The 26,781-nt window shown below is 65.8% G+C and carries 24 protein-coding genes; 15 read left to right on the plus strand and 9 right to left on the minus strand.

Going from position 1 to position 26,781, the window contains the following annotated elements; all coding sequences use genetic code 11:
* Window positions 1-135 precede the first annotated feature (135 nt).
* The 4 genes from ASG86_RS08465 to ASG86_RS08480 all read left to right on the plus strand — a co-directional run bounded on the left by ASG86_RS08465 (window position 136) and on the right by ASG86_RS08480 (window position 4,561).
* Window positions 136-1,068 carry a hypothetical protein gene (locus ASG86_RS08465; RefSeq protein ID WP_235565138.1) on the plus strand — a complete coding sequence of 311 codons (933 nt, stop codon included), beginning with the start codon at window positions 136-138 and terminating at the stop codon, window positions 1,066-1,068.
* A gap of 91 nt (window positions 1,069-1,159) precedes the next feature.
* Window positions 1,160-2,497: a hypothetical protein gene (locus ASG86_RS08470; RefSeq protein WP_056332479.1), complete on the plus strand. Its 1,338-nt coding sequence runs from the start codon at window positions 1,160-1,162 to the stop codon at window positions 2,495-2,497.
* 283 nt (window positions 2,498-2,780) lie between these two features.
* On the plus strand, window positions 2,781-4,043 hold the full coding sequence (locus tag ASG86_RS08475) for a serine/threonine-protein kinase (protein ID WP_056332481.1): 1,263 nt from the start codon (window positions 2,781-2,783) through the stop codon (window positions 4,041-4,043).
* Window positions 4,040-4,561 carry a hypothetical protein gene (locus ASG86_RS08480; RefSeq protein WP_082566720.1) on the plus strand — a complete coding sequence of 174 codons (522 nt, stop codon included), beginning with the start codon at window positions 4,040-4,042 and terminating at the stop codon, window positions 4,559-4,561. The genes ASG86_RS08475 and ASG86_RS08480 overlap by 4 nt, the downstream gene beginning before the upstream one ends.
* A gap of 92 nt (window positions 4,562-4,653) precedes the next feature.
* Here ASG86_RS08480 and ASG86_RS08485 read toward each other — a convergent pair whose 3' ends face one another.
* Window positions 4,654-6,873, minus strand: a complete 2,220-nt coding sequence (locus ASG86_RS08485; protein ID WP_056332483.1) for an NADP-dependent isocitrate dehydrogenase — start codon at window positions 6,871-6,873, stop codon at window positions 4,654-4,656.
* Window positions 6,874-7,202: 329 nt separating this feature from the next.
* On the opposite strand from ASG86_RS08485, the gene ASG86_RS08490 reads away from it, so the two are divergent.
* A complete protein-coding gene (locus tag ASG86_RS08490) occupies window positions 7,203-8,189 on the plus strand; it encodes a trypsin-like serine peptidase (protein ID WP_056332485.1) in 987 nt (328 codons plus the stop codon).
* A gap of 295 nt (window positions 8,190-8,484) precedes the next feature.
* Here the strand turns inward: ASG86_RS08490 and purH are convergent, their stop codons facing one another.
* Complete coding sequence (gene purH, locus ASG86_RS08495) at window positions 8,485-10,170, minus strand: bifunctional phosphoribosylaminoimidazolecarboxamide formyltransferase/IMP cyclohydrolase (RefSeq protein WP_056332488.1); 1,686 nt, start codon at window positions 10,168-10,170, stop codon at window positions 8,485-8,487.
* Window positions 10,171-10,313: 143 nt separating this feature from the next.
* Here purH and ASG86_RS08500 point away from each other — a divergent pair, with 143 nt between their 5' ends.
* Window positions 10,314-11,666 carry an MFS transporter gene (locus ASG86_RS08500; protein ID WP_056332490.1) on the plus strand — a complete coding sequence of 451 codons (1,353 nt, stop codon included), beginning with the start codon at window positions 10,314-10,316 and terminating at the stop codon, window positions 11,664-11,666.
* A gap of 11 nt (window positions 11,667-11,677) precedes the next feature.
* On the opposite strand, the gene purN is transcribed toward ASG86_RS08500, so the two are convergent.
* On the minus strand, window positions 11,678-12,259 hold the full coding sequence (gene purN / locus ASG86_RS08505) for a phosphoribosylglycinamide formyltransferase (RefSeq protein ID WP_056332491.1): 582 nt from the start codon (window positions 12,257-12,259) through the stop codon (window positions 11,678-11,680).
* A gap of 39 nt (window positions 12,260-12,298) precedes the next feature.
* On the opposite strand from purN, the gene ASG86_RS08510 reads away from it, so the two are divergent.
* The gene (locus ASG86_RS08510; RefSeq protein WP_056332492.1) at window positions 12,299-12,730 is read left to right on the plus strand and encodes a hypothetical protein; all 432 of its coding nucleotides are present in this window, start codon (window positions 12,299-12,301) and stop codon (window positions 12,728-12,730) included.
* A 3-nt stretch (window positions 12,731-12,733) separates the two neighbouring features.
* Here ASG86_RS08510 and ASG86_RS08515 read toward each other — a convergent pair whose 3' ends face one another.
* Together ASG86_RS08515 and ASG86_RS08520 are read right to left on the minus strand one after the other, a co-directional pair.
* Window positions 12,734-14,050: a cell division protein PerM gene (locus tag ASG86_RS08515; protein ID WP_056332493.1), complete on the minus strand. Its 1,317-nt coding sequence runs from the start codon at window positions 14,048-14,050 to the stop codon at window positions 12,734-12,736.
* A 439-nt stretch (window positions 14,051-14,489) separates the two neighbouring features.
* Window positions 14,490-15,362: a DUF2382 domain-containing protein gene (locus ASG86_RS08520; RefSeq protein ID WP_056332494.1), complete on the minus strand. Its 873-nt coding sequence runs from the start codon at window positions 15,360-15,362 to the stop codon at window positions 14,490-14,492.
* A gap of 258 nt (window positions 15,363-15,620) precedes the next feature.
* Here ASG86_RS08520 and ASG86_RS08525 point away from each other — a divergent pair, with 258 nt between their 5' ends.
* Window positions 15,621-16,775, plus strand: a complete 1,155-nt coding sequence (locus ASG86_RS08525; protein ID WP_056332496.1) for a glycosyltransferase family 4 protein — start codon at window positions 15,621-15,623, stop codon at window positions 16,773-16,775.
* Window positions 16,772-18,142, plus strand: coding sequence for a UDP-glucose dehydrogenase family protein (locus ASG86_RS08530; protein WP_056332498.1), 1,371 nt, complete (start codon window positions 16,772-16,774; stop codon window positions 18,140-18,142). The genes ASG86_RS08525 and ASG86_RS08530 overlap by 4 nt, the downstream gene beginning before the upstream one ends.
* A 30-nt stretch (window positions 18,143-18,172) precedes the next feature.
* Here ASG86_RS08530 and ASG86_RS08535 read toward each other — a convergent pair whose 3' ends face one another.
* Window positions 18,173-19,036, minus strand: a complete 864-nt coding sequence (locus ASG86_RS08535; RefSeq protein WP_056332500.1) for an HAD family hydrolase — start codon at window positions 19,034-19,036, stop codon at window positions 18,173-18,175.
* A gap of 318 nt (window positions 19,037-19,354) precedes the next feature.
* On the opposite strand from ASG86_RS08535, the gene ASG86_RS08540 reads away from it, so the two are divergent.
* Both ASG86_RS08540 and ASG86_RS08545 read left to right on the plus strand, forming a co-directional pair.
* On the plus strand, window positions 19,355-19,624 hold the full coding sequence (locus ASG86_RS08540) for a GlsB/YeaQ/YmgE family stress response membrane protein (RefSeq protein WP_056332502.1): 270 nt from the start codon (window positions 19,355-19,357) through the stop codon (window positions 19,622-19,624).
* Between the two features lie 202 nt (window positions 19,625-19,826).
* Window positions 19,827-21,959 carry a putative bifunctional diguanylate cyclase/phosphodiesterase gene (locus ASG86_RS08545; RefSeq protein ID WP_082566721.1) on the plus strand — a complete coding sequence of 711 codons (2,133 nt, stop codon included), beginning with the start codon at window positions 19,827-19,829 and terminating at the stop codon, window positions 21,957-21,959.
* Between the two features lie 30 nt (window positions 21,960-21,989).
* Here the strand turns inward: ASG86_RS08545 and ASG86_RS08550 are convergent, their stop codons facing one another.
* Window positions 21,990-22,367, minus strand: a complete 378-nt coding sequence (locus ASG86_RS08550) for a hypothetical protein (protein WP_056332505.1) — start codon at window positions 22,365-22,367, stop codon at window positions 21,990-21,992.
* Between the two features lie 224 nt (window positions 22,368-22,591).
* On the opposite strand from ASG86_RS08550, the gene ASG86_RS08555 reads away from it, so the two are divergent.
* Window positions 22,592-23,143, plus strand: coding sequence for a dihydrofolate reductase family protein (locus tag ASG86_RS08555; RefSeq protein ID WP_056332506.1), 552 nt, complete (start codon window positions 22,592-22,594; stop codon window positions 23,141-23,143).
* 137 nt (window positions 23,144-23,280) lie between these two features.
* On the opposite strand, the gene ASG86_RS08560 is transcribed toward ASG86_RS08555, so the two are convergent.
* Together ASG86_RS08560 and mmuM are read right to left on the minus strand one after the other, a co-directional pair.
* Window positions 23,281-23,631, minus strand: coding sequence for a DUF3846 domain-containing protein (locus ASG86_RS08560; RefSeq protein ID WP_056332966.1), 351 nt, complete (start codon window positions 23,629-23,631; stop codon window positions 23,281-23,283).
* A gap of 71 nt (window positions 23,632-23,702) precedes the next feature.
* Window positions 23,703-24,653, minus strand: coding sequence for a homocysteine S-methyltransferase (mmuM, locus tag ASG86_RS08565; RefSeq protein WP_056332969.1), 951 nt, complete (start codon window positions 24,651-24,653; stop codon window positions 23,703-23,705).
* A 122-nt stretch (window positions 24,654-24,775) separates the two neighbouring features.
* Between mmuM and ASG86_RS08570 the strand changes: the two genes are divergently transcribed.
* Genes ASG86_RS08570 through ASG86_RS08580 form a run of 3 tightly spaced genes read left to right on the plus strand, consistent with a single transcriptional unit; the run spans window position 24,776 to window position 26,778 of the window.
* Window positions 24,776-25,225 (plus strand): hypothetical protein, encoded by a 450-nt coding sequence (locus ASG86_RS08570; RefSeq protein ID WP_056332508.1) that lies wholly within the window; start codon window positions 24,776-24,778, stop codon window positions 25,223-25,225.
* Window positions 25,222-25,971: a cyclase family protein gene (locus tag ASG86_RS08575; protein ID WP_056332510.1), complete on the plus strand. Its 750-nt coding sequence runs from the start codon at window positions 25,222-25,224 to the stop codon at window positions 25,969-25,971. Before ASG86_RS08570 ends, ASG86_RS08575 begins: the two co-directional genes overlap by 4 nt.
* A gap of 30 nt (window positions 25,972-26,001) precedes the next feature.
* Window positions 26,002-26,778 carry an IclR family transcriptional regulator gene (locus ASG86_RS08580; RefSeq protein ID WP_056332512.1) on the plus strand — a complete coding sequence of 259 codons (777 nt, stop codon included), beginning with the start codon at window positions 26,002-26,004 and terminating at the stop codon, window positions 26,776-26,778.
* Window positions 26,779-26,781 lie beyond the last annotated feature (3 nt).

The following is a 26,781-nucleotide window of genomic DNA, read 5'->3' on the forward strand; positions in this document are numbered from 1 at the left end:
TTGTAAAATCTCTTTATCGAAGTCTGGACTTGCAGCGACTTCCGGTCATAGGCTCTAGGCAACATCGATTGCACTGATCACTGGGGGGTGGTACGCATGGCTCGAACGAGTTCGCCATGGCGTGCCCTGCGCCCTATGATCCTTGCCGGAGCAGCCGCAGTTTCCTGGCTGACGCTTTCGTCAACGGGAGCATCCGCCGACTCCGGTCCTGACACCTCGTCGCTGCTCGGCAGCGCCACCAGCTCAGTTTCATCGCTGGTCCAGGATGTTGCGGACACGGTTTCGCCGGCTGCCGCAAGTTCTCCGGCCGGGGCTGCTGCAGGGCCCGGCTTGTTGCAGCCTGTGGTAACCCCGGTTTCCGGCCTGGCAGACAACCTGATTGCCGCCGTTCCCGTGATAGACCAGGTGGCTCCGGCGGGGACTGTTTCCGCGGCCTCCGCCCCTGTTGTTGAGCTTGCCGATAGCGTGACGGCCGGGGTGGCGGAGGTTGTTGTAACCCCTGCAGCCGAGGCCGTTCCGGTACTCGAGCCGGTGCTCCAACCCGTTGCTGACCTCCTGACCGGCACCGCCCAGCTGCCCCTCCCGCTTCCGGATCCGCCCGTAGACGCGGTGCCTGTGGGACTTCCTGAAGGCGTAATCCCTGATTCCGCGGCAGGCCAGAGCGCAGCCGTGGAAGCACTTCCAGATGTACCCCAGACGGCCGCGGAACCGAATGTTCCCGCGGAGCCGTCAGCAGCAGTGCAGGTTACGGGCAGCAAGCCGGGGTCGGAAGCGTCAGGTGCTGCAGTCCTGGCGGGCACTTCCGGCCTGCGGGCTGCAGTGCCTGTACCCTCTGACCCGTCTTATGAGCAGCCCCTTCCGGTTGACCCGGCCCCGCTGCCTGCCCAGGTTCCTGCCCCGGCATCGGGTGCGGGGAGTGGTGGGTCGTCCGGCGGCCCGTCCGGTGCCGTGGCATGGCTTAGCCGTTTCGGCTTTGGTTTTGAACGTCCGGGCGCTGTTCCCGCCATTGGGGCGACTGAACACGCTCCCGCGCCGGTGTCATTCGACCCCGGTTCTTCCCCTGACTAGTTGAGGCACGGTGCCCGATATTGGGCAGCACGTGGCTTTACGGGCAGCTGACCTGCGCCCGAACAACCTCAACTTTTCAGGAGTATCCATCATGAACTGCACTCTTCGCAGGGGGCTGCTGAGCACCCTCTTTGCCGGCGGCCTTCTGGCTTTCGGTTGCGCTGCTGCGAACGCAGCGGACACCACCAGCGGGACGGACCTTTCCGCCTCCGCCCTCATCTCGGCGGCGGCACCCGCTGAGTCGACGTCGTTGGGCATGCTGGGTGACCCAACGCCGGCCGGTTCAACGGGTGTCGCCGCCGCAGTGGACGTCAACCTCGGCCTGGGAAGCACCGGCACGGGGGCAACGGACGCCACCACGGCAGACCTCGCCGTTGACGCAGCCGTAGACCTCGGCCTCGGCGGCATCACCACCGACCCCGCCACCACCGAAACCACCGACCTGGCAGCCGCAGCCGACATCAACCTCGGACTCGGCGGCATCACCACCGATCCCGCCACCACCGAAACCACCGACCTGGCAGCCGCAGTGGACGTCAACCTCGGCCTGGGAGGCACCGGCACGGGGACCACGGACGCCGCCACGGCAGACCTCACCGCCGACGCGGCCGTAAACCTGGGCCTCGGCAACGTCACTACCGACCCCGCCACCACCGGCACCACCGACCTGGCAGCCGCAGTGGACGTCAACCTCGGCCTCGGCAGCACCGGCACGGGGACCACGGACGCCACCACCGCAGACCTCACCGCCGACGCAGCCGTAGACCTCGGCCTCGGCGGCATCACGACCGGTGATACCACTGGGCTTGGCACCACGGTTGATGCAGCCCTCGACCTCGCCATTGGCGGTGTCACCAACGGTGATACGGCAAGTGGAGTCGACGCAGTGGTTGACCTTGGAGCTGGTCTGGGTACCGGAACTGCAGGAACCGGCGGATTGGATGCTGCTGTGGACCTGGGCGTTGACCTGGGTATCGGACTCGGTAGTGACAGCAGCACCGGCACCCCGGGCACGAACGCACCCGGCACCACTGACCCTGGAACCGCCAATCCGGGAGACGGTACCAGCGGGGACACCGGCACGCTTGATCCGGGAACCAGTGCCCCAGGTACCGGTACCCCGGGTTCAGGTGACCCTGCCGGCAACGGCGGCACCACTACCGGCGATGATTCCGCAAACGGCAACGACGGCACCGCAGGCAGCGGCAACTTCACCGCGGCCCCGGCAGGTTCCACCGCGGTAAGCGGAGCCATCGCCACGGTTACTGCACCCCGCAGCACTCCGGCCAGCGGCAGCCCTGCCCTTGCCACTACGGGTTCTGCCCACACCGGCCTGGCCAACACCGGCTGGGACGGATCGCTGGTTCCCCTGGCCCTGCTGCTCCTGGCAGGCGGACTCCTGATGCTCCGCAAGCGCAAGGTCTCCTAGAAACATCAAGGTAGTAGCGGAAACCGCCCGCATACGCGCCTGAAGCGGCAGCATTCAGCGGGCTGACGAAAGGAGGACCCGACACAAGAAACCAAGCAAACAGTACAAACATGTCTTCAGCACACATGTCCTTGTAGCCGATGGTCCGGCGGCGAAGGTAGTTGAAATCGCCGCCGGGCCGTCGACGTGCGCCAGGCGAAAGGCTAGTTCAATCGTTGGTTTAACCGGTCCCCCCGTATAATTTGAGGTACGACAGTGCCGCAGAGCACCGGGAGGAACGGTCATGGTGGCGGAATCGCCTAGCTCCATCAAGAATGAAGTTGTCGGCGGTCGCTACCGTTTGGGCGAAGTTGTAGGCCGCGGCGGAATGTCATCGGTGTACTGCGCCCTCGATGAAAAACTGGGCCGTGACGTGGCGTTGAAACTCTTCGCCCCGCAGGCACCGGATGCGGACGAGCTCAAGCGGCAGGAAGCCGAAATCCAGCTCCTTGCCACCCTGAACCATCCGGGCCTCGTGACGCTCTTCGATGCCGGAATCGATGACCGTATTCCGGACGAGCCCCGCCCCTTCCTGACCATGGAACTCGTCGAGGGCCAGGACCTGCGCAGCCGCATCCGGCACAGCAGGGTGCCGCTGGAGGAGCTGTCCGTCATCGGCGCCGGCGTCGCCGACGCACTGGCATACGTGCATGGCCTGGGCATCATCCACCGCGATATCAAACCGGGGAACATCCTCCTGGTCCAGATCCGCCCCGGCGAGCCGCTGAGGCCCAAGCTCACGGACTTCGGCATCGCCAGGATCGTGGATTCCACCCGCCTCACAGCCACCGGCACCATGGTAGGCACGGCTGCCTATCTCAGTCCCGAGCAGGCCCTCGGCAAACCACTGTCTTCAGCCACGGACATCTACTCCCTGGGTCTGGTGCTGCTGGAGTGCATCAAGGGCACCGTTGAGTATCCGGGCAGTGCAGTGGAATCCGCCGTTGCCCGGCTCCACCGCGCCCCGGAAATCCCCGACGACGTCCCCGCGGAATGGGCCGACCTCATTCGTTCCATGACTGCCATCGAGCCGCTGGAACGGCCGGCAGCCGCTGACATTGAGACGGCGCTGCGCCAGGCCCTGGTTTCGCCAGCATCAACGCCCGGCGAACTGGTACCGGAAACCACGCGTGTACTTCCGGCCATGCCCTTCCACCCGCCCTCCATCACTGCCGAAGAATCGGTGGAAGAGGTGCGCGAAGCCGCAGCAGCCGCGGACGCTGAAGAGCCAGCACCCGGCGGCCGGCCTGCCGCCCCACCGTCTGGTTCCGGAGCGGCAGCTTCCGGAGCCGGCCTGTCCACCGGCAAGGCTCCCCGCAAATCCCGCCTGTCCCGGACCCAACGGATCTGGCTGGCCGTCGTGCTCGGTGTCCTGGTGATTGCTGCAGCCGCCGCTGCGGTGATGATGAGCCTCTCCGCCCAGCCGGCCGACGTCGTCCCTTACCCCACCGTGACCGGTGTGCTGGGCGACCATCTGCAGGAACTCCAGAAGAGTGTTGAGCCGTGACCTTGCGGTATGCCATGCGCGGCCGGATGGTCCTGGCCTGCTCGGCGGCCCTCCTGGCGGCGGGTTTGCTCAGCGCGTGCGCCGGACCAGGGAGCGGGCTTAAGCGCGAGGCCGCGGCACAACTCCAGGCGCGGGTGCTGGAAGTGACCCAGGCGTCGTCCCAAAATGATCCGGCAACGGCACTGAAGTCGCTGGAGGGTCTTGAGGCGGACCTCTCGGCGCTGCAGGAAAAGGGCCAGTTGTCCGAGGAACGGCGCCGAAGCATCACCACCGTGGCCACCGCTGTCCGTGCGGACCTCAAGGAAGCCGTCGACGCACAGCAGGCGGCAGCCAGGGCCGCCGAGGAGGCCCGGGCCGCCGCCGGCCAGGCAGCTGAGAGTCCCTCCCCCAGCGCCGAGGTGCCCGCACCCCAGCCAGCCCCCGCGCCGGCGCCCGCGCCGGCCCAAGGCAATGCGGGTGGAAACGGTGCCGACGCCGGCAAGAACAACAACGGCGACAAGGGTAAGGGCAAGGACTAGCCCCGGTACGAAGCGCATAAAAAAGAGGCGGTGCTCCGGACTGATCCGGAGCACCGCCTCTTTTCGCAGCTGCCGCAGCAGCGGCGTTGATGCTAGGCCAGGCTGGCGATGACCTCGTTGAGGGTGGCAGAAGGACGCATCACGGCCGAAGCCTTGGCGTCCTCCGGGTGGTAGTATCCGCCGATGTCCACGGGTGAGCCCTGGACCTTGGCCAGCTCGCCCACGATCGTTTCCTCCTTGGCGGAAAGCTCGTTGGCGACGGAACTGAATGCGGCGGCCAGGTCGGCGTCGTCCGTCTGCTTGGCCAGCTCCTCCGCCCAGTAGCGGGCCAGGAAGTAGTGGCTGCCACGGTTGTCCAGCTCGCCCACGCGGCGGCTCGGGGACTTGTTCTCCAGCAGGAACGTGCCGGTGGCGCGGTCCAGGGTATCGGCCAGGACCTGTGCGCGGGCGTTGCCCGTGGTGGTGGCCAGGTGTTCGAAGCTGACGGCCAGTGCCAGGAATTCACCCAGGCTGTCCCAGCGGAGGTGGTTTTCCTTGAGCAGCTGCTGGACGTGCTTCGGGGCGGAACCGCCGGCACCGGTCTCGAAGAGTCCACCGCCGTTCATCAGCGGAACAACCGAGAGCATCTTGGCGCTGGTGCCCAGTTCCAGGATGGGGAACAGGTCCGTGAGGTAGTCGCGGAGCACGTTGCCGGTGACGGAGATGGTGTCCTCGCCCTTACGGATGCGCTCAAGGGTGAAGGCGATGGCGTTGACCGGGGACATGATCTGGATGTCCAGGCCCTCGGTGTCGTGCTCCTTCAGGTACTCGTTGACCTTGGCGATGAGGTTGGCGTCGTGCGCGCGTTCCTCATCCAGCCAGAACACGGCCGGGGTCTGGGAGGCGCGGGCGCGGGTAACGGCCAGCTTGACCCAGTCGCGGATGGGGGCGTCCTTGGTCTGGCAGGCACGCCAGATGTCGCCTTCGGCCACCTCGTGCTCGATCAGGACGTTGCCTGCAGCGTCCACGATCTGGACCTTGCCGGCTTCCTGGATCTCGAAGGTCTTGTCGTGGCTGCCGTATTCCTCGGCTGCCTGCGCCATGAGGCCAACGTTCGGCACGGTGCCCATGGTGGTGGGGTCGTAGGCACCGTTGGCGCGGCAGTCATCGATGACCACCTGGTAGATGCCGGCGTAGGAGCTGTCCGGCAGGACGGCCAGAGTGTCTGCTTCCTTGCCGTCCGGGCCCCACATGTGGCCGGAGCTGCGGATCATGGCAGGCATGGAGGCGTCCACGATGACGTCGCTGGGGACATTCAGGGTGGTGATGCCCTTGTCCGAGTCCACCATAGCCAGGGCGGGACCGTCGTCCAGGCCCTTCTTGATGAGGTTCTGGACGCCGTCGCGGACGTCCTCGGGCAGATCCTCGAGGCTGCTGAGGATGGCGGCGAGGCCGTTGTTCGGGCTGATGCCCGCGGCCGAGAGCTGCTTGCCGTAGGTATCGAAGAGTTCGGTGAAGTAGGCCTTGACCACGTGGCCGAAGATGATGGGGTCCGACACCTTCATCATGGTGGCCTTCAGGTGCGCGGAGAACAGCACGCCTTCTTCCTTGGCGCGGGCAACCTGGGCCTTCAGGAATTCATCCAGGGCGGCGGCGCGCATCACGGTGCCGTCGATGACCTCGCCGGCCAGCACGGGGAAAGCCTTCTTCAGGACCTTCACCGAGCCGTCTTCGCGGACCAGCTGGATGGCGATGGTCCCCTCGGACTCGATGATGACGGACTTCTCATTGGAGCGGAAGTCGTCCTGGCCCATGGTGGCCACGTTGGTCTTGGAGTCAGGGGTCCAGGCGCCCATGGAGTGCGGGTTCTGGCGCGCGTAGTTCTTGACGGACAGCGGCGCACGCCGGTCCGAGTTGCCTTCGCGCAGGACCGGGTTCACGGCCGAGCCCTTGATCTTGTCGTAGCGCGAGCGGACGGCGGTTTCCTCATCAGAGGAAGGGTTGTCCGGGTAATCCGGCAGCGCGTAGCCCTGGCCCTGGAGTTCGGCGATGGCTGCCTTCAGCTGCGGGATGGAAGCACTGATGTTGGGCAGCTTGATGATGTTGGCTTCAGGCGTCTTCGCCAGCTCACCGAGTTCAGCAAGGGCGTCGCCGATCTGCTGCTCGGGGGTCAGGTAATCACCGAACTGGGCAATGATGCGGCCGGCGAGCGAAATGTCGCGGGTCTCCACCTCCACACCTGCTGTCGAAGCGAACGCCTCGATGATTGGCAGGAACGAATAGGTAGCCAGCATCGGCGCTTCGTCGGTGTGGGTGTAGATAATCTTGGACATGCGCGGGCGTCTCCCTGTGGGTCGGCTTGGTTGTGAAAATTCGGTCTATTTCACCATGTACAACTTACCCGAGGAGGCCGGTTTGAACCGTACCGGAGTCCCAGCGTTACCCCTGCGATGGGCAGGATTACAGCGATGGAGAACGTACGACGGCGGCAGGAACCTGCGTGCACTGCTCGCCAGGGCGTCCGTCCGGGTTGGCCGCTTCTAGCGGCGGGGCGGCCATACATGATACGTCACTACTATTTACAAAACTGTCATGAAGGGGATAAATTCGCAGGGTCACACTCGGCTTTTCCAGGCCTTTTCCCCGTTCAGACAGGACAACAATGACAAGCACCAGGTCTCTGGCTACCGCCCTCCTGAGCCTCTCCGCCGCCACCGTTCTGGCTCTCACCGGCGCAGGTGCTGCCACGGCTGCACCTGGAGCGTCGGACGACAACAAGAACCCGTCCGTCACCAGTGCTGTCCTCAACGCCGCCGGCGCCGCTGACTACTGGACGCCGGAGCGGATGCAGAGCGCCCTCCCCGGCGACACCCTGGCCGGCAAGGCACTGGAACGCGGCAACCGCTCCAGCGCCGCCATCGTGGAGAAAGGCAAGCCGTCCTCCACCAAGGGCACCAAGGGCACGACCACAACCGCCACGGCCCAGAGCGAGCAGCCGGTCAGCCACATCGGCAAAGTCTTCTTCACCCTGGGCGGGGCAAACTACGTGTGCTCCGGCAACGCCGTCTCCTCCACCAACGGCAGCACAGTGGCCACCGCAGGACACTGCGTGAATGAAGGCCCCGGCGCGTACGCCACCAACTTCATCTTTGCGCCCGCCTATGAGAACGGCGCAACACCCTACGGCAAGTGGTCCGCGCGGGCCCTATACGCGCCGAGCCAGTGGGTCTCCGCCGGTGACATGACCTACGACACCGGCTTTGCCGTGGTGAACCGGAACGCACAAAACCAAACCCTGACGTCGGTCGTGGGCGGGTCCGGCGTGGCCTTCAACCAGGCCCGCGGCCTGACCTACAAGTCCTACGGCTACCCGGCGGCTGCACCTTTCAACGGCGAGACCCTGAAGAGCTGCACCGGCAAGGCAAGCAACGATCCCAACAACCCGCAGTTCAACACCCAGGGCATCCCCTGCGACATGACGGGCGGCTCCTCAGGCGGCCCGTGGTTCATCCAGACGAGCTCCTCCACCGGGGCTGCCGGCATCCAGAACTCCATCAACAGCTACGGCTACAACCGTTCCGCCGTGATGTACGGCCCGTACTGGGGCTCCGTCATCCAGTCCACCTACGCCAGTGCAGCAAAATCCTAAGGAACCTCACCGCGACGAGGACCCTGTCAGCCACGTGGACTTGAGCCAGACTCACGAGGAAGTCCTCGAGTACTGGACCAAGCAGCGGATGGCGGAGGCCAAGCCCCGGGAGATTCAACTTCCGGAGCCCGGCCCGCCTCCAGGTGACCAGGACTAACGGCACAACCACGACGGCGCCCGCTCCCTTTCGAAGGGGGCGGGCGCCGTCGTCGTTTAACCACCATCGACTGCTCCGTATCTGCCCTTTTCGGATGCGAAAACGGCAGGTACGGAGCAATCGATGGGTGGGTGGGGCTTAGTGGAAGAAGTGCCGCGCTCCGGTGAAGTACATGGTGATGCCGGCCGCGTTGGCTGCCGCGATCACTTCTTCGTCGCGGACGGATCCGCCGGGCTGGACCACGGCGCGCACGCCGGCGTCGATCAGGATCTGCAGGCCGTCGGCAAACGGGAAGAACGCGTCGGAGGCGGCCACGGCGCCGCGGGCCCGCTGCGGTGCGCCGGCACCGCTGGCGTTGGAGGCACCGCCGGCACCTTCGACGTCGGACTCCACCGTGACGCCCAGCGTGTTGGCCCGCTCCACGGCCAGCCGGCACGAATCCAGGCGGTTGACCTGACCCATGCCAATGCCCACCGCCGCGCCGTTCTCCGCGAGGAGGATGGCGTTGGACTTGGCGGCCCGGCAGGCGGTCCAGGCGAAGGCGAGATCCGCGAGGGTCTTCTCGTCAGCGGCTTCGCCGGCGGCGAGGGTCCAGTTGGCGGGGTTGTCGCCGTCGGCGTCCACCTTGTCAGCAACCTGGACCAGCATGCCGCCGGAAACCTGGCGGAACTCCGTGGGGTAGCGGCCGTAGCCCTCGGGCAGGGCGAGCAGACGGATGTTCTTCTTCTTGGAAAGGATCTCCACGGCTTCCGGTTCAAAGCCGGGAGCGATGACAACCTCAGTGAAGATGTCCTTGACGGTGTTGGCCATGCCGGCAGTGACCGTGCGGTTAGCGGCGATGACGCCACCGAACGCGGAGACGGGATCGCAGGCATGCGCCTTGGCGTGGGCATCGGCGATTGGGTCCGCGGCACCCTGCGAGCCGACCGCCACACCGCAGGGGTTGGCGTGCTTGATGATGGCGACAGCCGGTTCGCTGAAGTCGTAGGCGGCGCGCAGGGCGGCGTCGGCGTCCACGAAGTTGTTGTAGCTCATGGCCTTGCCGTGCAGCTGGTCCGCCTGGGCGATGCCCACCGGGGCGGCCTTGTCCACATACAGCGCAGCCTGCTGGTGCGGGTTCTCCCCGTAGCGCAGGACTTCCGAGCGTTCCAGGGACAGGCCGGCGTAGGCGGGCCAATCGATGACGCCGTCGCCGTCCTCATCCAGGAACTGGCTGGCAGTCCAGGTTGCCACGGCGTTGTCGTAGGCAGCGGTGTGCGCGAAGGCCCTGGCGGCAAGGCGCCGGCGGGTCTTCAGGTCGAAGCCGCCGGCGGCGGCAGCTTCCACCACCTGGCCGTAGAAGGACGGGTCCACCACGATAGCGACGGCGGCGTGGTTCTTGGCGGCCGACCGCACCATGGCGGGGCCTCCGATGTCGATCTGCTCCACGACGTCGTCCTGCGCGGCACCGGACTTGACGGTCTCGACGAACGGGTAGAGGTTCACCACCACCAGGTCGAAGGCTTCGATGTCCATACTGGCGAGGGTTTCCATATGGGCCGGGACGCGCCGGTCCGCCAGGATGCCGCCGTGCACGCGCGGGTGCAGTGTCTTGACGCGGCCGTCCAGCATCTCGGGTGAACCGGTGACCTCTTCCACCTCCTGAACCGGGATGCCCGCGGCGGCGATCTTCTTGGCCGTGGACCCGGTGGAGACGAGCTTCACGCCCGCTGCGTGCAGGCCCTGGGCGAGCTCCTCCAGACCGGTTTTGTCGTAAACCGAGATCAGGGCCCGGCGGATGGGTACACGGTCTATGGATACGCGCTCATGCTGCGTGAAGCTCACAAATGTCTCCGTCTTATCTCGCGGTACAGGGCCGCGGTTGGTGGGGATAGGGCCAGTTTATCGCGAAGGGCGCGGTTGCCCGGCGTGGCCGCCGGAGTGTGAACGGGGTGGGGCCGGGCTAGAGTTTTGGACAGGAGGCGGCGATGAATACTTACACCACTGTGCCCAGCGGCGAACAGGTGGTCCAGGAACTGCCCTGGCGATGGAAAGTCCAGGGCAGGATCTTCCTGATCGGGGGCCTCGGCTTCATGTTCGATGCCTGGGATGTGACCCTGAACGGCATCCTGATTCCACTGCTGTCCAAGCACTGGTCGCTCTCTGCAGGGGAGGCCGCCTGGGTGGGCACTGCCAACCTGATCGGCATGGCGCTGGGCGCCTTCATCTGGGGAACCATCGCGGACACCGTGGGACGCAAGAAAGCCTTCACGGCCACCCTCCTGCTGTTCTCCGTGTTCACCGTGTTCGGCGCCTTCGCCCCCGACTTCGCCTGGTTCTGCATTTTCCGGTTCATGGCAGGGTTCGGCCTGGGCGGCTGCATTCCTGTGGACTACGCCCTGGTGGGTGAGTTCACGCCCCGGAAACAGCGCGGCAAAGTGCTGACGGCCATGGATGGCTGGTGGCCCATCGGCGCTGCCCTGGCAGGGTTTGTCTCCGCCGGGCTGGTGGCCCTATACGGTGACTGGCGCCTGACCATGCTGGTGATGGTCCTGCCCGCCCTGCTGGTCTTCTGGGTCCGGCGCAGCGTGCCCGAGTCCCCCCTGTTCCTCATCCGTAAGGGCCGGCGCGAAGAAGCGGCGCGGATTATTGACGGCCTGGTGGAAGCCACCGGGGCAGAACCCCGTGCCTACAGCCTGCCCGATGCCAGGGACGTCCCGCGGCTCTCCGCCGGCAGCGCGTGGACGCAGCTGCGGTCGGTCTGGCAGTTCAACTGGAAAATCACCGCTGCCGCCTGGTCCTTGTTCTTCAGCATCCTGCTGGTGTACTACCTGTCCCTGACGTGGATGCCCCGCATCCTCATCGGCGCAGGGTTCGCAGAGTACAAGGCGTTCGTCACCACAGCCTCCATGGCCGCCGTCGGATTCCTCGGCGTGGTGGTGGCGGCACTCCTGGTGGAGCGCGTTGGGCGGAAGTGGATCCTGGCCGTCACCGGTCCGCTGTCCGCGCTGACCCTGGTGATCGTGGCGTTCGTGGTGGACATCCCCACGGCCGCGGTGTTCTGGCTGCTGGTGTTCGGGTTCGTGGTGCAGGTGGCCATCCCCGTGCTCTACGCCTATGTCTCCGAGCTGTATCCCACGGAACTGCGGGGCACCGGGTTCGGCTGGGCATCCACGTTCTCCCGCCTCGGCGCCGGCTTTGGCCCGCTGATCTTCGCGAACTACTTCTGGCCCGAGCTCGGGCTGGCCACGTCGTTTGCGCTCGCGGGAGCCCTGGTGCTGGCGTCTGTCCTGTGGATGGCGTTCTTCTCCCCCGAAACCCGCCAGCGCCGCCTCGACTAGCGGGCTGGGAGCTAGGAGGGGGAGAACGAGGGGTCGGCGGCGAGGGCGGCCAGGGTGGAGACCAGGAGCCGGCGCTCCACGATTTTGATGCGCTCGTGCAGGGATTCCTCGGTGTCCGCGTCCTGGATGGCCACGGCTTCCTGGGCAATGATGGGCCCGGTGTCCACGCCCGCGTCCGCCCAGTGGACGGTGCAGCCGGTAATTTTCACCCCGTACGCCATCGCGTCCCGCACGCCATGGGCACCGGGGAATGCCGGCAGCAGCGCCGGGTGCGTGTTCAGGTACCTGCCGTTGAACGCGTCGATGAAGCCTGGGCTGACGATCCGCATGAACCCTGAGGACACCACCACGTCCGGTTTGTAGCCGGCCACGGCCTCGGTCAGTGCCGCGTTCCAGTCGGCACGGTCGGGGTAGGCCTTGAAGTCCACCACGAACGTGGGGATGCCTGCCGCAGCTGACCGTTCGACGCCGTACGTTCCTTCGCGGTCCGCACCCACCGCCGCGATCTCCACGGGGAGTTCGCCCGCTTTGACGGCGTCGATAACTGCCTGGAGATTGGACCCGGTGCCGGAAACGAGGACGACGATACGCATTGGTCCAGCTTAGGTGCAGGCTCGCGTACGCTGGAAAACATGAACAGCGAACCGGGCCGGAGCGGGCAGCAGCAGGTCAGGCCCCCGCTCAGCCAGGCGGCAAAAGCGTCCCTCACCAAGACCCACACCCTGTTCCGGATGTTCGTGGTTTCGGTGCTCGGCGCGTTCTTTGTGTACCAGCTGGATGTGGGCTACCTGTGGCTGACCACGGTGCTCACCGCCGCGGGCCTGGTCCTGGGAATTGTCCTGCTGGTGCGGGCAGTCCGGCTGAAGGAATCCAAGCTGGTTCTCTTCGGCACCATCTCGGGCTTGGTGGTTGCGGCCGTCATGGTGCTGCTGATTGTCACCACCATGGTCCTCTTTGACCAGGTGCGGGAGTACCAGGCCTGCCTTGGCCGCGCCCTGACGGACCGGGCCACCCACGCGTGCATGGTGCAGTTCCAGGATGTCCTGCCCACCAAGGTGCGCTGACCCCTAGTGCACCAGCTCGGCGTCCTGTTCCACCGGCGCGGTTGTCTCGCGTTCCAGCCATGGTCCGGCCGCGTAGCCAATCACGACGCCGGCAGCCACCTCGGCGGCCACCCACAGTCCCGTCCAGAGAGGGTCAGGTCCGATGGCGGTCAGGCGGCCCACGCCGGCTGATCCCCTGGCAAGCCAGGCCAGGCACACGGTCAGCAGCCCCGCGGCCAGGCCGGCCAGCACGCCAAGCGCCAGGGTGGAGACAGCCGCGGTGAACCAGCGGGCGTGGATCTTGATGGCCAACCACTCGTCAAAATGGTTCTCCCCCTCCCGCAGGAACCACCATCCCGCCATGACGCCGGCCAGCACCGGAACGATCATGGCCACCAAGGCGTAGTCCAGTGGCCCCGACGGGATGGCCGCCAGGACGGGGACGGACGGAAGCGGCCCCACGGCGGTGCCCAGCGGACCCACCTGGGAACCGACACCCATGGCGAAACCGGCGCCGGACGTCCAGGCGAGGGCAAAGACCACAAGGTTGGGCAGGAAGCCGAGCTGCGCGATGGTGAGGGCGGCACCTCCCACCGGGCCGGCGTCGAGCGCTTCATAGACAGACACCACAAGGTTCCAGTGGATAAACAGGTCTACTGCCAGCAGCGCTGCGGCCAGGGCAAGCGCGGACATCACGGCCACGAACCCTGCCTTCGCCGCGGACGCAAAGTACGAACCCGCCCAGCGGGAATGCTGGCTGGTGCGCGAAATCCAGTCCACGGCATCGACGCCGATGAGCCGGCTCCAGGAGCCTGCCTCCCTGCGGGCCCCAATCACCATGCCGAGCGCATACGGAACCAGCGGAACCAGCAGGGCGTACCAAAGGTTGATTACGACGTCGGCATTGCGGCAGACGAATCCGGTGGCTGCGCCGAACGCCCCGTAGACCACCCACGATCCCAAAAGCGCCTGCCACAGCTGGTCTGTGTAGGAGGCCCGGGCCAGCCGGCGGCCTGCACGCCAGGCCAGGAGGAACGGAATCAGGGTCAGGCCCAGCGGGATGAGGCTCAGGACACCGGTTCCCCCATGCGAAGCCCCCTCCGGTCCCGCTCCCGCCAGCTCCAGGGGCACGCCATGGACCAGCAGCCAGGACTGGCCGGCCAGCCGTGCCAGGACCTCGAATTGACCGTTCTGGAAACCGGCAGTGGCCCAGACGGCGACAATGGGCGCCACCACCACCAGCGCCGAAATGATGGCTGCCTGCGCCGTCTCAAGGCCGCCCTGCAGCCACAAAGGCATGGGAAGGCCACGGTCTCCGGTCTGGTCAGCGCGCAGTTTCATCGTGTTCCATGGTGTCACGCCGGGTGGGCTCTACCGGCGAACGACAGGCTCCATGCGGCCATGGATGAACAATCAAATGACCGGCAGGCCAGCGCTTTTTCCCAACCCCCGCCGTAAAATTGGTAGCAACCAACACCAGAGGACCCGCCGAGGGCGTACTGCGATTTCTGCTGGCCGCCGCCTTTGATCCGGCGCCAGCCAACAACCCGGATTCCGTAAACCGGGAAAACAGGAGCCGCGAATGAAAGATGAACCGTAAGTTCTGAAGATATTCGTCCTACTGGCTGGTGCAGTCACCGCCCTCGGCGTGGCTGCACCAGCGTTTTAAACGACTGCGGCGCCGGGAGCCCCCAAGGTAGCTCCCGGCGCCGTTCACCGTGTCAGGGCGGCTGGTCCAACCAGCCCACCCGCGGGGCGGGGGCCGAAGCCCCCGCGCCGGTCAGCGGCGGTGATCACCGTCTGTATCGATGTTCTCCTTGCGGACTTCCTCGTTGACCGTGACATCGTCGCGGACAACGTCCTTGTCCAGCCGGACCCGCTCCACCGGAACGGCTTCCTTCTCAACGACGGGGCGCTCCTCGTGGAGGACCACTTCGTGCTCTTCCTCGCTGATGGCAGGTCCGTCGAACGCGGCACCGCGGTTGGCGTCCGTGATGGGCTCACGCTCAATCCGGACTTCTTCGCGTTCCACCGGGATGGTCTTGGTGACGTTCTCGGTGGTGACGTATTTGCGCAGCCGTGCCCGGCCGGTGGCTTCACGTTCCTTGCCCACGTGCAGCCTCTCCTCGGACCGCGTCATGGCGTCGTCCGTGGTGGGGCCGGAAGTGTCGTGGCCAACCGTTCCCCGGGCATCCGTGTCGCGGTCGTACGTGTCGCGGTCGCTCGTGTCGCGGCCCGCCCCAAGCCCGGCGGTGGGGGTGCCGGCGTTCAGGTCGGCGTCGCCCTGCAGGTCAACGTCCCTGTCAGTGCCGGTGCGGGCCTCGGTGTAGGTCCGTGCGCCACGGTCGTAGTACGTGTACAGCCGGTCCTCTTCCTCGGGGGTGAGGTGGCCATCTGCGTCCACGCGGGGGGCGTCCTTGACGTGTTCCTTGCTGTAGGGCACCACCAGGTCTTCGCCCTGGTTGTGTGCACCCTCAACCGGAATGAATGACTCCGAGGTGCCGAAAAGGCCGGTCTTGACCGTGACCCATGTGGGCTCACCCGTGTCGTCATCTGCGTACAACTGTCCGATCGAACCGATCTTGGTGCCATCGGAACCGACGACGTTGCCGCCCTTGGTGAGCAGGTTTTCAAGATTTTCCCTGTTGAGCATGACTCTCCTTGGATGTGTCTTTGCACTGGGTCTGCCAGCAATGGATGTCCTGGCGCGGGTTGTCCCCGACGTCTGGCTTCCGCCCCGGCTGCTTGAGGCTTTGCGCTGACTGCCCCACTACCGTAAGCATGCTTAGCATCGGATGCCAAGCCTACTTACTAAATAATTTGAAACCCAGGGGCAGTTGTTCATCCGGCCTTTTCCTTCGGGTAACGCTTTCTCCCCCGCCATTTCAAGGAAGGCGCCCACGGTTGAGGGGTGCGGATCGCAATTGTTGCCGAATCTTTTTTGCCGTTGATGAACGGTGTCACCCATTCCATCCTGCGGGTCCTGGACCATCTCCAGGAGCGGGGCGACGAGGTCCTGGTCATAGCACCTTCCGCCCACGACGGGGAGGCAGACGAGGTCAAAGGCGCCGAGGTACACAGGCTCCCGTCGGTTCCGCTGGCGGGCTATACGAACGTGCGGGTGGCGCTGGGAGGGGTGTACCGGGTCAAGCGAATCCTTGCCGAGTACGCGCCCGAGGTAGTGCATCTTGCCTCGCCGTTCGTGCTGGGCTGGCGCGCCGCCCAGGCGGCCAGCCAACTGGGAATTCCCACCGTGGCCGTCTACCAGACCGAGGTCCCCGGCTACGCCGCCCGGTACGGTGTTCCATTCCTGGAGAACTGGGCCTGGAACCGGGTGGAGAACATCCACTTACTGGCAACACGCACGCTGGTGCCCTCCACGTTCGCGCTGAACCAGTTGCGCGGCCGGGGCATCCCGCGGGTACAGATGTGGCGGCGGGGTGTGGACACCGCACGGTTTTCGCCGGAAAAGCGCGACGACGGGTGGCGGGCCGCGGTGGCCCCCAACGGTGAACGGATCATCGGCTACGTGGGCAGGCTGGCGGTGGAAAAACAGGTGGAGGACCTGGCCGCCTTGTCCGGCATGCCCAACACCAGGTTGGTGATCGTGGGCGACGGACCGCAGCGCACAGCGCTGGAGACTGCACTCCCCCGCGCCGTATTCACCGGGTTCCTGGGCGGCGAGGAGCTGGCGCGGGCGGTGGCTTCCCTTGACCTGTTCGTCCATCCCGGCGAGTTCGAGACTTTTTGCCAGACCATCCAGGAGGCTATGGCATCGGGGGTTCCGGTGGTGGCCACGGGGCGTGGCGGGCCTTTGGACCTGGTGGAGAATTCGCGGACCGGGTGGCTTTACGAACCGGGCGACCTGTCAGCGATGCGCGCCAGGGTGCAGGACCTGGTGGGCGACGACGCCAAGCGCCGGGCGTTCGCGGCCGCCGCCCACGCCTCAGTACAGGACAGGACGTGGCCGGTGCTGTGCACGGAGCTGGTGCAGCACTACCGGGACGTCCTGCCGGCGGTTCCGGAAACCCCGCAGAAAATTTCCAGGGCAGGAGCAGCGTCATGAGGATTTCAGTAATCGGCTGCGGGTACCTGGGAGCCGTCCACGCGGCAACCCTCGCAGCAATGGGCCACGAGGTGGTGGGCATCGACGTCGACCCCGGGAAGGTACAGCACCTGGCACAGGGAGTGGCCCCCTTCCACGAGCCCGGGCTGGACGAGCTTCTCCAGGACGGGCGTGCCACCGGGAGGCTGACGTTCGCCACCGATCCGGCGGCCGCCAGGGACGCCCAAGTGCATTTCCTCTGTGTGGGGACCCCACAGGACAAAACGTCCGACCGCGCCGACCTCACGTTCCTGGTCTCCGCCCTCGAAACCCTGCTGCCGCACCTGGCTGCGGGCACCGTCGTCGTGGGCAAATCCACTGTGCCCGTTGGAACGGTGGACATGCTCCGCGGCATCCTGGCGCCGCGCCCCGACGTGCTGCTCGGCTGGAACCCCGAGTTCCTGCGGCAGGGCACCGCCGTCAAGGACTCGCTGGTGCCGGACCGGCTGGTCTATGGCGTGGAAGGCGGCCGGCCTGCTGGCTTCAACGCGGCAACGGGTGCGCCGTTGGGGGTCGCGGCAGCGCTGGATGCGGTCTACGAACCGCTGCTGGCAGCCGGGATCTCCCGCCTGGTCTGCAGCTTCGCCACGGCGGAGCTCATCAAGTCGGCTGCGAATGCGTACCTGGCCACCAAGATCAGCTTCATCAATGCCGTGGCCGGGCTGTGTGATGCCGCGGGCGCGGACGTGACGGAGCTCAGCGAGGCGATGGGGCTGGACCCGAGGATCGGCAGCCGGTATCTGCATGCGGGACTCGGCTTTGGCGGCGGCTGCCTGCCAAAGGACATCCGCAGCTTCAGCGCCCAGGCGGCCACACTCGGCGTGCCCGCGGTGCAAGACTGGATGCGCCTGGTTGATGGGGCCAACCTCGGCCAGCGTGAGCGCACGGTCAGCCTCGCCACGGAGTTGTGCGGCGGATCGTTGGCCGGGCGCGCAATCACCGTGCTGGGCGCGTCCTTCAAGCCCGACACCGATGACATCCGAGACTCCCCGGCACTGGACGTGGCGGACAGGCTGGCAGCTGCCGGGGCCCACGTCACCGTCACGGACCCCAAAGCGGTGAACCTTGCCTGGCGCCGCTACCCGCGCCTCCGCTTCGAGGCCTCCATTGAGAAGGCGCTCCAGGGCGCCGAACTGGTGCTGCTCCTCACCGAATGGGACGAGTACCGGCAGCTCTGCCCCGCGGTCGCCGGCCGGCAGGTACGACGGCGGGTGGTCCTGGATGCGCGGAACGTGCTGGATGCAGCGGCGTGGCAGGAAGAAGGCTGGGCAGTGCGGGGCCTCGGCACCCCCGCCGGGGCCGCGGTCACGGTTCCGGCGGTGGGTTGAGGCCCACCCGGCGCTCCAATCCAGCCTGGTCTAGCCCAGGAGCCCGAGTTCGGCGAAGGCCAGCGCAACGCCGTTGCCCGCGGGCGGGGCGGTGATCCTGTCCGCCACGGCAAGAACGGCGGGATGGCCGCCCTCCACGGCGATGCCCACGGCTGCGTACTCAAGCATTTCAATGTCATTTGCGCTGTCGCCGATGGCAATGATGTCCGCCCTGTCCAGGCCGAGCCGGGCTTCCACGGCCTGGATGCCCACCGCCTTGTGGGTGCCGGCCATGAAGATCTCCCCCGCGCGGTCACCCAGCGCTGACAGGGAGCTGGGGATCAGCCCCACGTTCGGGCCGAAGGATTCCATCAAGTGGGTCAAAGGTACCGGTGAATCGAAGCAGGAGACCTTGGCATAGGAGGTGTTGCGGAGGTCATCTCCGTACTGCATCGGCCCCAGGATGTCCTCGAGCGGATCCACGTCCGTGCTAAGAACTCCGTCGTGCTGTGGACGGCCTGCGAAGACGGGGCCCAGCACCTCCCTCAGCCGCCGGTCCACCCCGATCCGGCCGTACAGGGCCTCCGGGGCTTCCAGGATGTAGGCGGCGTGGTGCGCATCCAGGGCCTCCACAATGCGTGCCGCCAGTTCCGGTTCAAAACGGGCGTCCTTCAGGATCTCCCCATTGACCTCTACGCGGGCACCGGCCCCGGTAATGGTGCCGTCAAATCCCGCGTCCAGGATGTGCGTAGGGACCATGGACAGTGGGCGGCCGGTACAGACAAAGACCAGGTGTCCGAGTTTCCGGGCAGTCCGCACCGCATTCACATGCGCTGCCGGAGCGAGTCCATGGTCGGCGTACGTTCCGTCGATGTCGAGAAAGATGGCACGGGGCCTGGCGGTCTGGCTGGGCATGCCTGCGCTCCTTGGTCTGATCCGGGACTTGCCATCCTATCCGCGGAACACGGCGCCGGCCCGGCAGCCAAGCTGCGGTCCGCACGGGCGATGAGCCGCGGCGCACACCGAAATGCGCGATTTATGAGCCATGAACCAAGCCGGCCACCGGGAAATCAAGGATCTCCAACACCGTCATGGATAAAAGATCCGCATTCCTGCCGCGAAACTGACAGTCATCCTGTGATATTCAAAGTCTTGCACAGTAGTAAGCCTGCTGATTGAATGATGGAACCGGAAATGGGGGCCCGGCACAACTTACTGACAAGGAGTGGCAACATGGGCATTATCGGATTTCTCATTTTGGGCCTGATTGCTGGAGCCATTGCGAAGGCCATCCTGCCAGGTCGCCAAGGCGGCGGCTGGGTAGTGACCCTGGTCCTCGGCGTAGTCGGAGCCATCCTGGGCGGTTGGATCGGATCGCTCATCTTTGGCGGTGGACTGGCCGAATTCTTCGATCTCAGGACGTGGCTGCTGGCCATCCTCGGCTCCATCATCGTTCTCCTGATCTATGGAGCAGTCACCAACCGCAGCGGCCGCCGGGTGTAGCCGCAGCACATAAATAATTAAGTAAGAAGCGCCGGACTCCGCAAAAGGAGGACGGCGCTTTTTACGTCCAACGTGGCAAATTTGCGGCTCCCCGTACGCATCCAATTCCCGTGGATGGCCTTTATGATGGCGAAGGGGTGGTGTGATGACCAGTTTTACGGGCCGTGACAAGAATGTGGCATTACAAACTTTTGGTGTTGTCATGGACGAGAGTCCGGACGCGCTGCTGGCACTGACTACAGAGGGCATCATTCTTGCGGCCAACCCGGCAGCATCGAGGCTCTTCGGCTTGGCGGAGGAGGCCCTTACCGGCAGGGACCACCGCCAACTGATCGCGGAGGGCTTCCGTGACGAGGTGGGCCTGTTGTTCCACCAACTCCTTGCAGAGCCGGAAGAGTATCCGCGGCCGCGCGAGATCATGGGGCTGCGCCAGGACGGTGCCGAGATCCCCATCGAGGTTGCGGCCGCACTCCTCCCCCAGCGAGCCGCGGCCGACACTCGTGGGGAGCCTGGACCGGCGGGGCATGCAGGAGAAATGACTGCGCAATCCGAAGCGCGCCTGCTGCTTTCAGCCCGCGGCACGGCTCACCGCAAGGCGGCGGACGATGGCCTGCGGGAGGCGATGTCCTTGCTGACGGCCACCCTTGAATCCACTGCCGACGGCATCCTGGTGATGGGCAACGACGGCAGGGTTGCAGGCTTCAACGAACAATTCCTGACCATGTGGGGCATCCGGCCGGAACTTATGGAAGCGGACAGCGAAGAACCGGTCATGCAGCTCGTCGTGGAGCAGGTGGCAGATCCTGTGGCCTTCACGGCCCGGCTGGGGGAACTCCAGCAGGACCCGGCCGCCGAAAGCCATGACGTGGTTGAGTTCAGGGACGGCCGTACCTATGAACGGTATTCCCGCCCCCAGCGGGTGGGGGAAAAGATCGTCGGCCGGGTTTGGAGCTTCCGCGATGTCACGCCGCGGCGGAAAGCGCAGGAGCAGGCGCACCGGGCCATGATGGACCTGGCCGTGCAGGCTGAAAAGCTGCGGGCCATGGCGTTCCAGGACCCGCTGACCGGACTGGCGAACAGGGCGGTGTTCAACGACGCCCTGGCCGAAGCACTGCTGGAACCCCGGCTGAAGACGGTGGACGTCCTGCTCCTTGACCTGGACGACTTCAAGGAGGTCAATGACATCCTTGGCCACCAGGCGGGCGATGACATGCTCATCGAAGTGGCACGCCGGCTCCGGGGCTGCGTCCCAACGGCAGACGTTGTTGCACGGCTGGGCGGGGACGAGTTCGTGGTGCTCATGACGGCGTGCCCGGACGCCGACGCCATCGCGGCGTGTATCGTTCGCTGCCTTCACGTTCCGGTGACCATCAACGGCAGCGTCCTGCGGCCCAGCCTGAGCCTGGGCCTCGCCTCCCTGGGGCAGGACAGCGTTGGGCCGTCGGAGCTGCTGCGGCACGCGGACATCGCGATGTATGCAGCCAAGGCGGCAGGGAAGAACCGGTTCCTGCGCTTCCATCCGGACATGATGCAGGCTTTGGTGCAGCGCACGCACATGGAAAGCGGGCTGCGGCTGGCCGTACCGCGCGGCGAAATCACCGTGGACTTCCAGCCCATCGTTTCGCAGCGCATGGGGCAGGTGGTCCAACTGGAGGCGCTGGCCAGGTGGGACCGCGATGGCGAGCGGGTGCCGCCGTCGATCTTTATCCCGTTGGCCGAGCGGACGGGGCTGATCAGTGAAATCGGGGCCGAAGTGATGGCTTCCGGGATGGTGCAGTTGGCACATTGGCTCAGCGAGGATCCCTCGCGTTCCCTGGCCGTCAACGTCTCCGGCGTCCAGCTGCAGGAACCGGACTTCGCCGAGTCCGTCCTGAGGCTGGCGAAGGCCAGCGGCGTGGCCCCCTACCAGCTGGTCATGGAAGTCACCGAGAGCGTGTTCTTCGACGCCGACTGCAGCCTGATCCGGCAGCTCAGCACGCTCCGCGACGCCGGGGCCAGGGTGGCGCTGGATGATTTCGGCACAGGCTACTCCTCGCTGGGCCGGTTGCAGGACCTGCCGGTGGACACGGTGAAGATCGACAAGTCGTTCGTGTCCATGGTGCGGACCGGAAACGAACGCCTGCCCATTCTCAGCTCCATGATCAACATGGCCCACAGCCTGGGACTGACAGTCACTGCGGAAGGGATCGAGACGGTGGCACAGGCAGATTACCTGGCGGCGCTGGAGTGCGATTCGCTGCAGGGTTATTTGTTCTCACTGCCGGAGCCCGGCGACCGGCTCGGGCAGGCCCTGCACCACGCAGAGGAGGCGCTGAACGCTTTGAAGGGGCGCTAGGCACGGCGCCCGCAACCTGGGCTGCTTCGCCTAGGCTGCTTCCTGCCGGCCGGAACGCTGCGGCTTGGCCGGTGCCTGTTGGGAGACGGCGGGTTGCGCAGGGGAAGCTTCAGGCTGCGACGCTTCCCCAGCCTCGGAGGAAAGGTTGGCCTCCACGGCAGGTGCGGCGCCGCGGTTACGGCGCCAGCGGCGGACCAGATCGACGGCGGCAAGCAGCCCCGCGAGGGGGGTCAGAACCGCGGCGCCGTAGACGAACAGCATCCAGGTCAGGGTGGTAAGCGGCGGCTGGTTGTTGTTGAGCAGTGACAGTCCGCCGAGCATGCCCACGACCCAAAACAGCACCACGGCCGTCAGTACGGCGCCGGCAGGAAAATACTGGTTGGTCACGACTTTTTTCAGGGTTTCCATGCACTTCCTCCTGCCTGGCCGGGGGACGGCAAAAGCCGCTCAAAGACAAGTATGGGGCCCGGCCGGCATGAAACTGCGCAAGACGACACGGCGAGTGATGAAGCTAACGCAAGCACCCGCCGTCGTAAGGCTTCCCTGGCCAAAAAGGCCCTGCCCGCGCCCTTCCCGGAACAGCCTTGGGCGAATACCGTAATGCCTGTCCGCCCAAAAAACTGGAGGTTCCCATGCGCAAAGTCACTGCCGGCCTGTTCCACTCCGTGGACGGGGTGGTGTCCGAACCTTTCAAGTTCCAGTTCGACAGCTTCGACGAGGAACTTGGCGCGGGCCTGACCAGGATGATGGACACCGTGGATACCGTGGTCCTGGGCCGCGTCAGCTACCAGGAGTGGGCCGATTATTGGCCGAACGCCTCGACTGACCAGGACTTCGCCGCGTTCATCAACCCGGTGGAGAAGTTCGTTGCCTCCCGCACCCTCACCGGGCCGCTGGAATGGCAGAATTCCCAACTGATGGACGCACCGCTGGAGGAGTTCGTTGCCCGCTTGAAGGAGCGCGACGGCGGCGAGATCGCCGTGTGCGGAAGCATCTCCGTGGTGCGGCAGCTGCTCTTCGCCGGGCTGCTGGACTCGCTGCAGTTGATGACCCATCCGGTCATTGCCGGCAGCGGCCGCAAGCTGTTCCAGGACGGCGACCCACTGACCCGGCTGGTGCTGCAGGACCAGTCCACCACCAGCAAGGGCAACGTGCTGAGCACGTATGGGGTCCGCGGGGACTAGGTTTTGCACGGCCTGCTGCGACGGCCGCCCCGGAATTGGGGCACATTGACACGGACCCGCCGGAGATCAGGGCCTGCACGGCCCGTTTCCCATTCAATGTGCCCCACGACGGAAGGCCACACCGGAGGTACGCGGACCTACGCGGCCAGCGGCGCCCCGAAAAGCTCCTCCGCGAGCCGGGCCAGATGGTCCGGGATGTCCGCTTCAGCCCCGTGTTCGCCGCGGCCAAGGAAGACGGCGGTGCCGCGGATCCCGTCAAGGTCCAGGCCGCATTCGTGCATCAGCTGCCCGGCGCGGACGTTGACCGGCAGGAGCATGGTGACGCTTTCGGCGTTCAGGTAGACATGCCAGTCGCCGCGGATTACCGACTCCAGCGGCCCATCCACCAAGGCTTCCAGGGCCTGCAGGTCCGCGGGCACCTGCTCGATGCGGATCGGTTCGGAATTGCCGGCCGGTACTACAAGTGCTGTGTAAGTTCTGTTGTCCATGGTTCGTTTCTCCATAGGTTTTAACACCTGTGGATCCGCCAGTGTTCCTGAACCGGCGCAATGACGTGAAGCTAGGCGTTGCCCGCCCGCCGGGCCAATACGGCTATGTCGCGGGGTGTGGTCCGGCAGCAGCCACCCACGATCCGGGCACCAAGCTTCCTCCACTCAGGGGCGGCTGAGCCAAGGCTGGCGGGGGCGCCTGCTGCCGCGGTCAGGTCCTGGCTCCACGTCTTTGTCCCCGGATCGTAGGTCTCCCCCGAGTTGGGGTAGGCCACCAGCGGCTTGTCCGTGTGCTCCCGCAGTGCTGCGAGCGCCGGCGTGACGAGGTTGAGCGGGACGCAGTTCACCCCTATTGCGGCGACGTGCGGCTGGCCGTCAAGGAGCCGGGCCACGTCGGCAAGCGGAGTTCCGTCGCTGATGTGCCCGCCGTCGCGCAGTGAAAAGGAGAACCAGGTGTCGACGCCGCGTTCCCGGCTGAGTGACAGCAGGGCTTCGGCTTCGGCGAAGGAAGGCAGTGTTTCAAAGGCCAGGAGGTCGACGCCGGCGTTGACCAAGGCGGCCATCCGGGGGCCATGGAAGTCCCTGAACTCCGCCGGGCTGAGCACGTAGTCACCGCGGTATTCGGAACCATCAGCGAGGTAGGCGCCATAGGGTCCCACGGAACCGGCGACCAGCAGCGGCCCGGCATCGGGATGCCCGGCCAGGTGCTCCTGGCGCGCTTCAGCCGCCAGCTGGACGGACAGGGCAACCAGTTCCAGGGCTTCCCGGCCTCCAATCCCCCGCGCGGCAAAACCCTGGGGCGTGGCCTGATAGCTGGCGGTGGTGGCGATGTTGGCACCCGCCGCGAAGTAGTCCCGGTGAACGTCCCGGATGAGGTCGGGCTGTTCCAGCAGCACTTTGGCAGACCACAGGGGGTCTGCCAGGTTGCAGCCGCGGGCCTCCAGCTCCGTTGCAAGGGCGCCATCGGAGACCAGGGGGCTTTCCTGTGAAAGGAGGCTGGACAGGGGTGCGTTGCTGGGCATGCCGACTCCGAACTGGATAACTGCGTTGACAATAATCATTATAAACAATTTCTCATGCTTGTAATGAACATCACTGTGTGCCACGATGACAGGCATCTACGAGCCATATAGGAGGACCACACGTGAGTGTGCAGCTGAATACAGTCCGCAAGCTTCGGGTGCACTGGCCCATCAGCACAGAAACCTTCACACGGATAGCGGCCGGGGAGGTCTCCGCTCTCCGGCAGGACCCGGGCCTGGCCGCGCTTCTGCATGCCGTGGAGCAGTTCCGCGAGCTCGGCGACTTTGGGAACTACAAGCACGTTTTTGAGTCGGGCGTTGGCCTGGAAGGGTTCACCTGCGGCGAGGGTGCCGTACCCACCCTGGGCACGGTGGGGGAACACACGGTTTCGCCCACCTTCGTGTTCACCACGTACTTTGATGCCGCCCTTGAGGACCATGTGGTGGAACAGTTCATCAAGGAGTTAGTGGATATCCATCCCTGGGAGTTGCCGGTCATCGAGGTGACCGGGCCCGTGAGCGTGGCCGGGGGCCTGCGCGCCAAAGACCGTTCCGGAGCGGCTGCCTCATGATTGACACCGCCACCGGCCTCTGGCCTACCCTGCAGTCCGTGTTGGAAGGACGGCAGTTCACCGACCTCACCCACGCTTTTCATCCCGGCCAGCCGCACTTTCCCGCCTTTCCAAACGAAACCCGGGAAGCGCTTTTCGATCTCGACAAAGGCGACGGCTTCACGGCGCACAGGTATTCCATCGTGGGTCAATGGGGAACACACGTGGACCCGCCATCACATTTCATCCGGGGCGGCCGCACCCTGGACTGCATTCCTGTGGAGGACATGATCCTGCCGCTGGTGGTGCTGGACATCACCAAGGACGTTTCCGGTAACCCGGACGCCACACCCAGCCTGGACCATGTCCGGGACTGGGAGGAGCGGAATGGCAGGATTCCGGCCGCTTCCTTTGTAGCGCTGAGGACCGGTTGGAGCCGGCGCTGGCCGGACAGCGAGGCCATGGCCAACCGGGATGCTTACGGCGTCAGCCACACGCCCGGCTGGTCACGGGAAGTTCTGTCCTTCCTCGTCGAGGAACGCTCAATTTCCGCCATCGGGCACGAGCAGACGGATACAGATCCCGGCCTGGCAACCTCCAACGGGGATTTCGGCCTGGAAACGTACATCCTCGCCCAGGACCGCTGGCAGATTGAACTGCTGGCGGATCTCACCGGCCTTCCGGAGGCAGGAGCCGTAATTGTGGCCAGTTGGGCCAAGCCGCTTCAGGGAAGCGGCTTTCCCGCCCGCGTCTTTGCCATCTCCTAACGGCAGGCAACAGTCATTTAGACTCGGACCATGTCGAGGACTTCAAGCATGGGACGGGGAATCACGGCGGTCCTGGCTGCCGGGGAGCGCCACGCCCACGGCCTCCCCGGCGGCACCGTGGCCGAAATTGCCGCCGACCTCGGCAAGGACCGCAGCCAGGTGTCCCGGAGCCTGCGGACGGCAGAGCAGGAAGGGTTCCTGCGCCGAACAGCGCAACGCACTTTTGCCCTGGACTGGAGCGTGCTGACCGATGCCCACCTGTTGACCCGGCGCCGCCTGCACACCGACGGTGCGGCCGCGTTGGAGCGGCTCTCAAGCGAGACTGATGAAGGATGCTTCCTGGGTGTCCTCAGCGGGGACAGCACCGTTACGGTGGGCGAAAGTATCCCCGCAACCAGCAAAATGGTGGGCTCATGGCTGGGCCGGCCCTACCCTGCCTACTGCAGCGACGCCGGCCAGGCACTCTTCTGGGAGGCCTCCGAGGCGCAGGTGCGTAAGGTCTTTGCGCAGGTCCCTTTCGTGAAGCACGGCCCCAACACACCGGCCGACGTCGAGGACTTCCTGGCGCGCCTCAAGGCGGCGAGGCGGCGCGGCTATTCCGTGGTTGATGAGGAAGCTGAACCTGGCCTGTATTCGCTGGCCGTTCCCGTGCGGGACTTCAGGGGCGACGTGGTGGCCGCCCTGCAGATCGTGGGCCCGAAAAGCCGGCTTGAGCCCCGCCAGGCTGACCATGCCAAGGCGTTGGCAGCGCAGGGGACGTGGCTTGAAGCCATGCTGGGCTGCCCGTCCCCCAGCAAACAGCCCTAGGCT

The organism is Arthrobacter sp. Soil764 (assembly GCF_001428075.1).
In the GTDB taxonomy this organism is placed as follows: domain Bacteria; phylum Actinomycetota; class Actinomycetes; order Actinomycetales; family Micrococcaceae; genus Arthrobacter.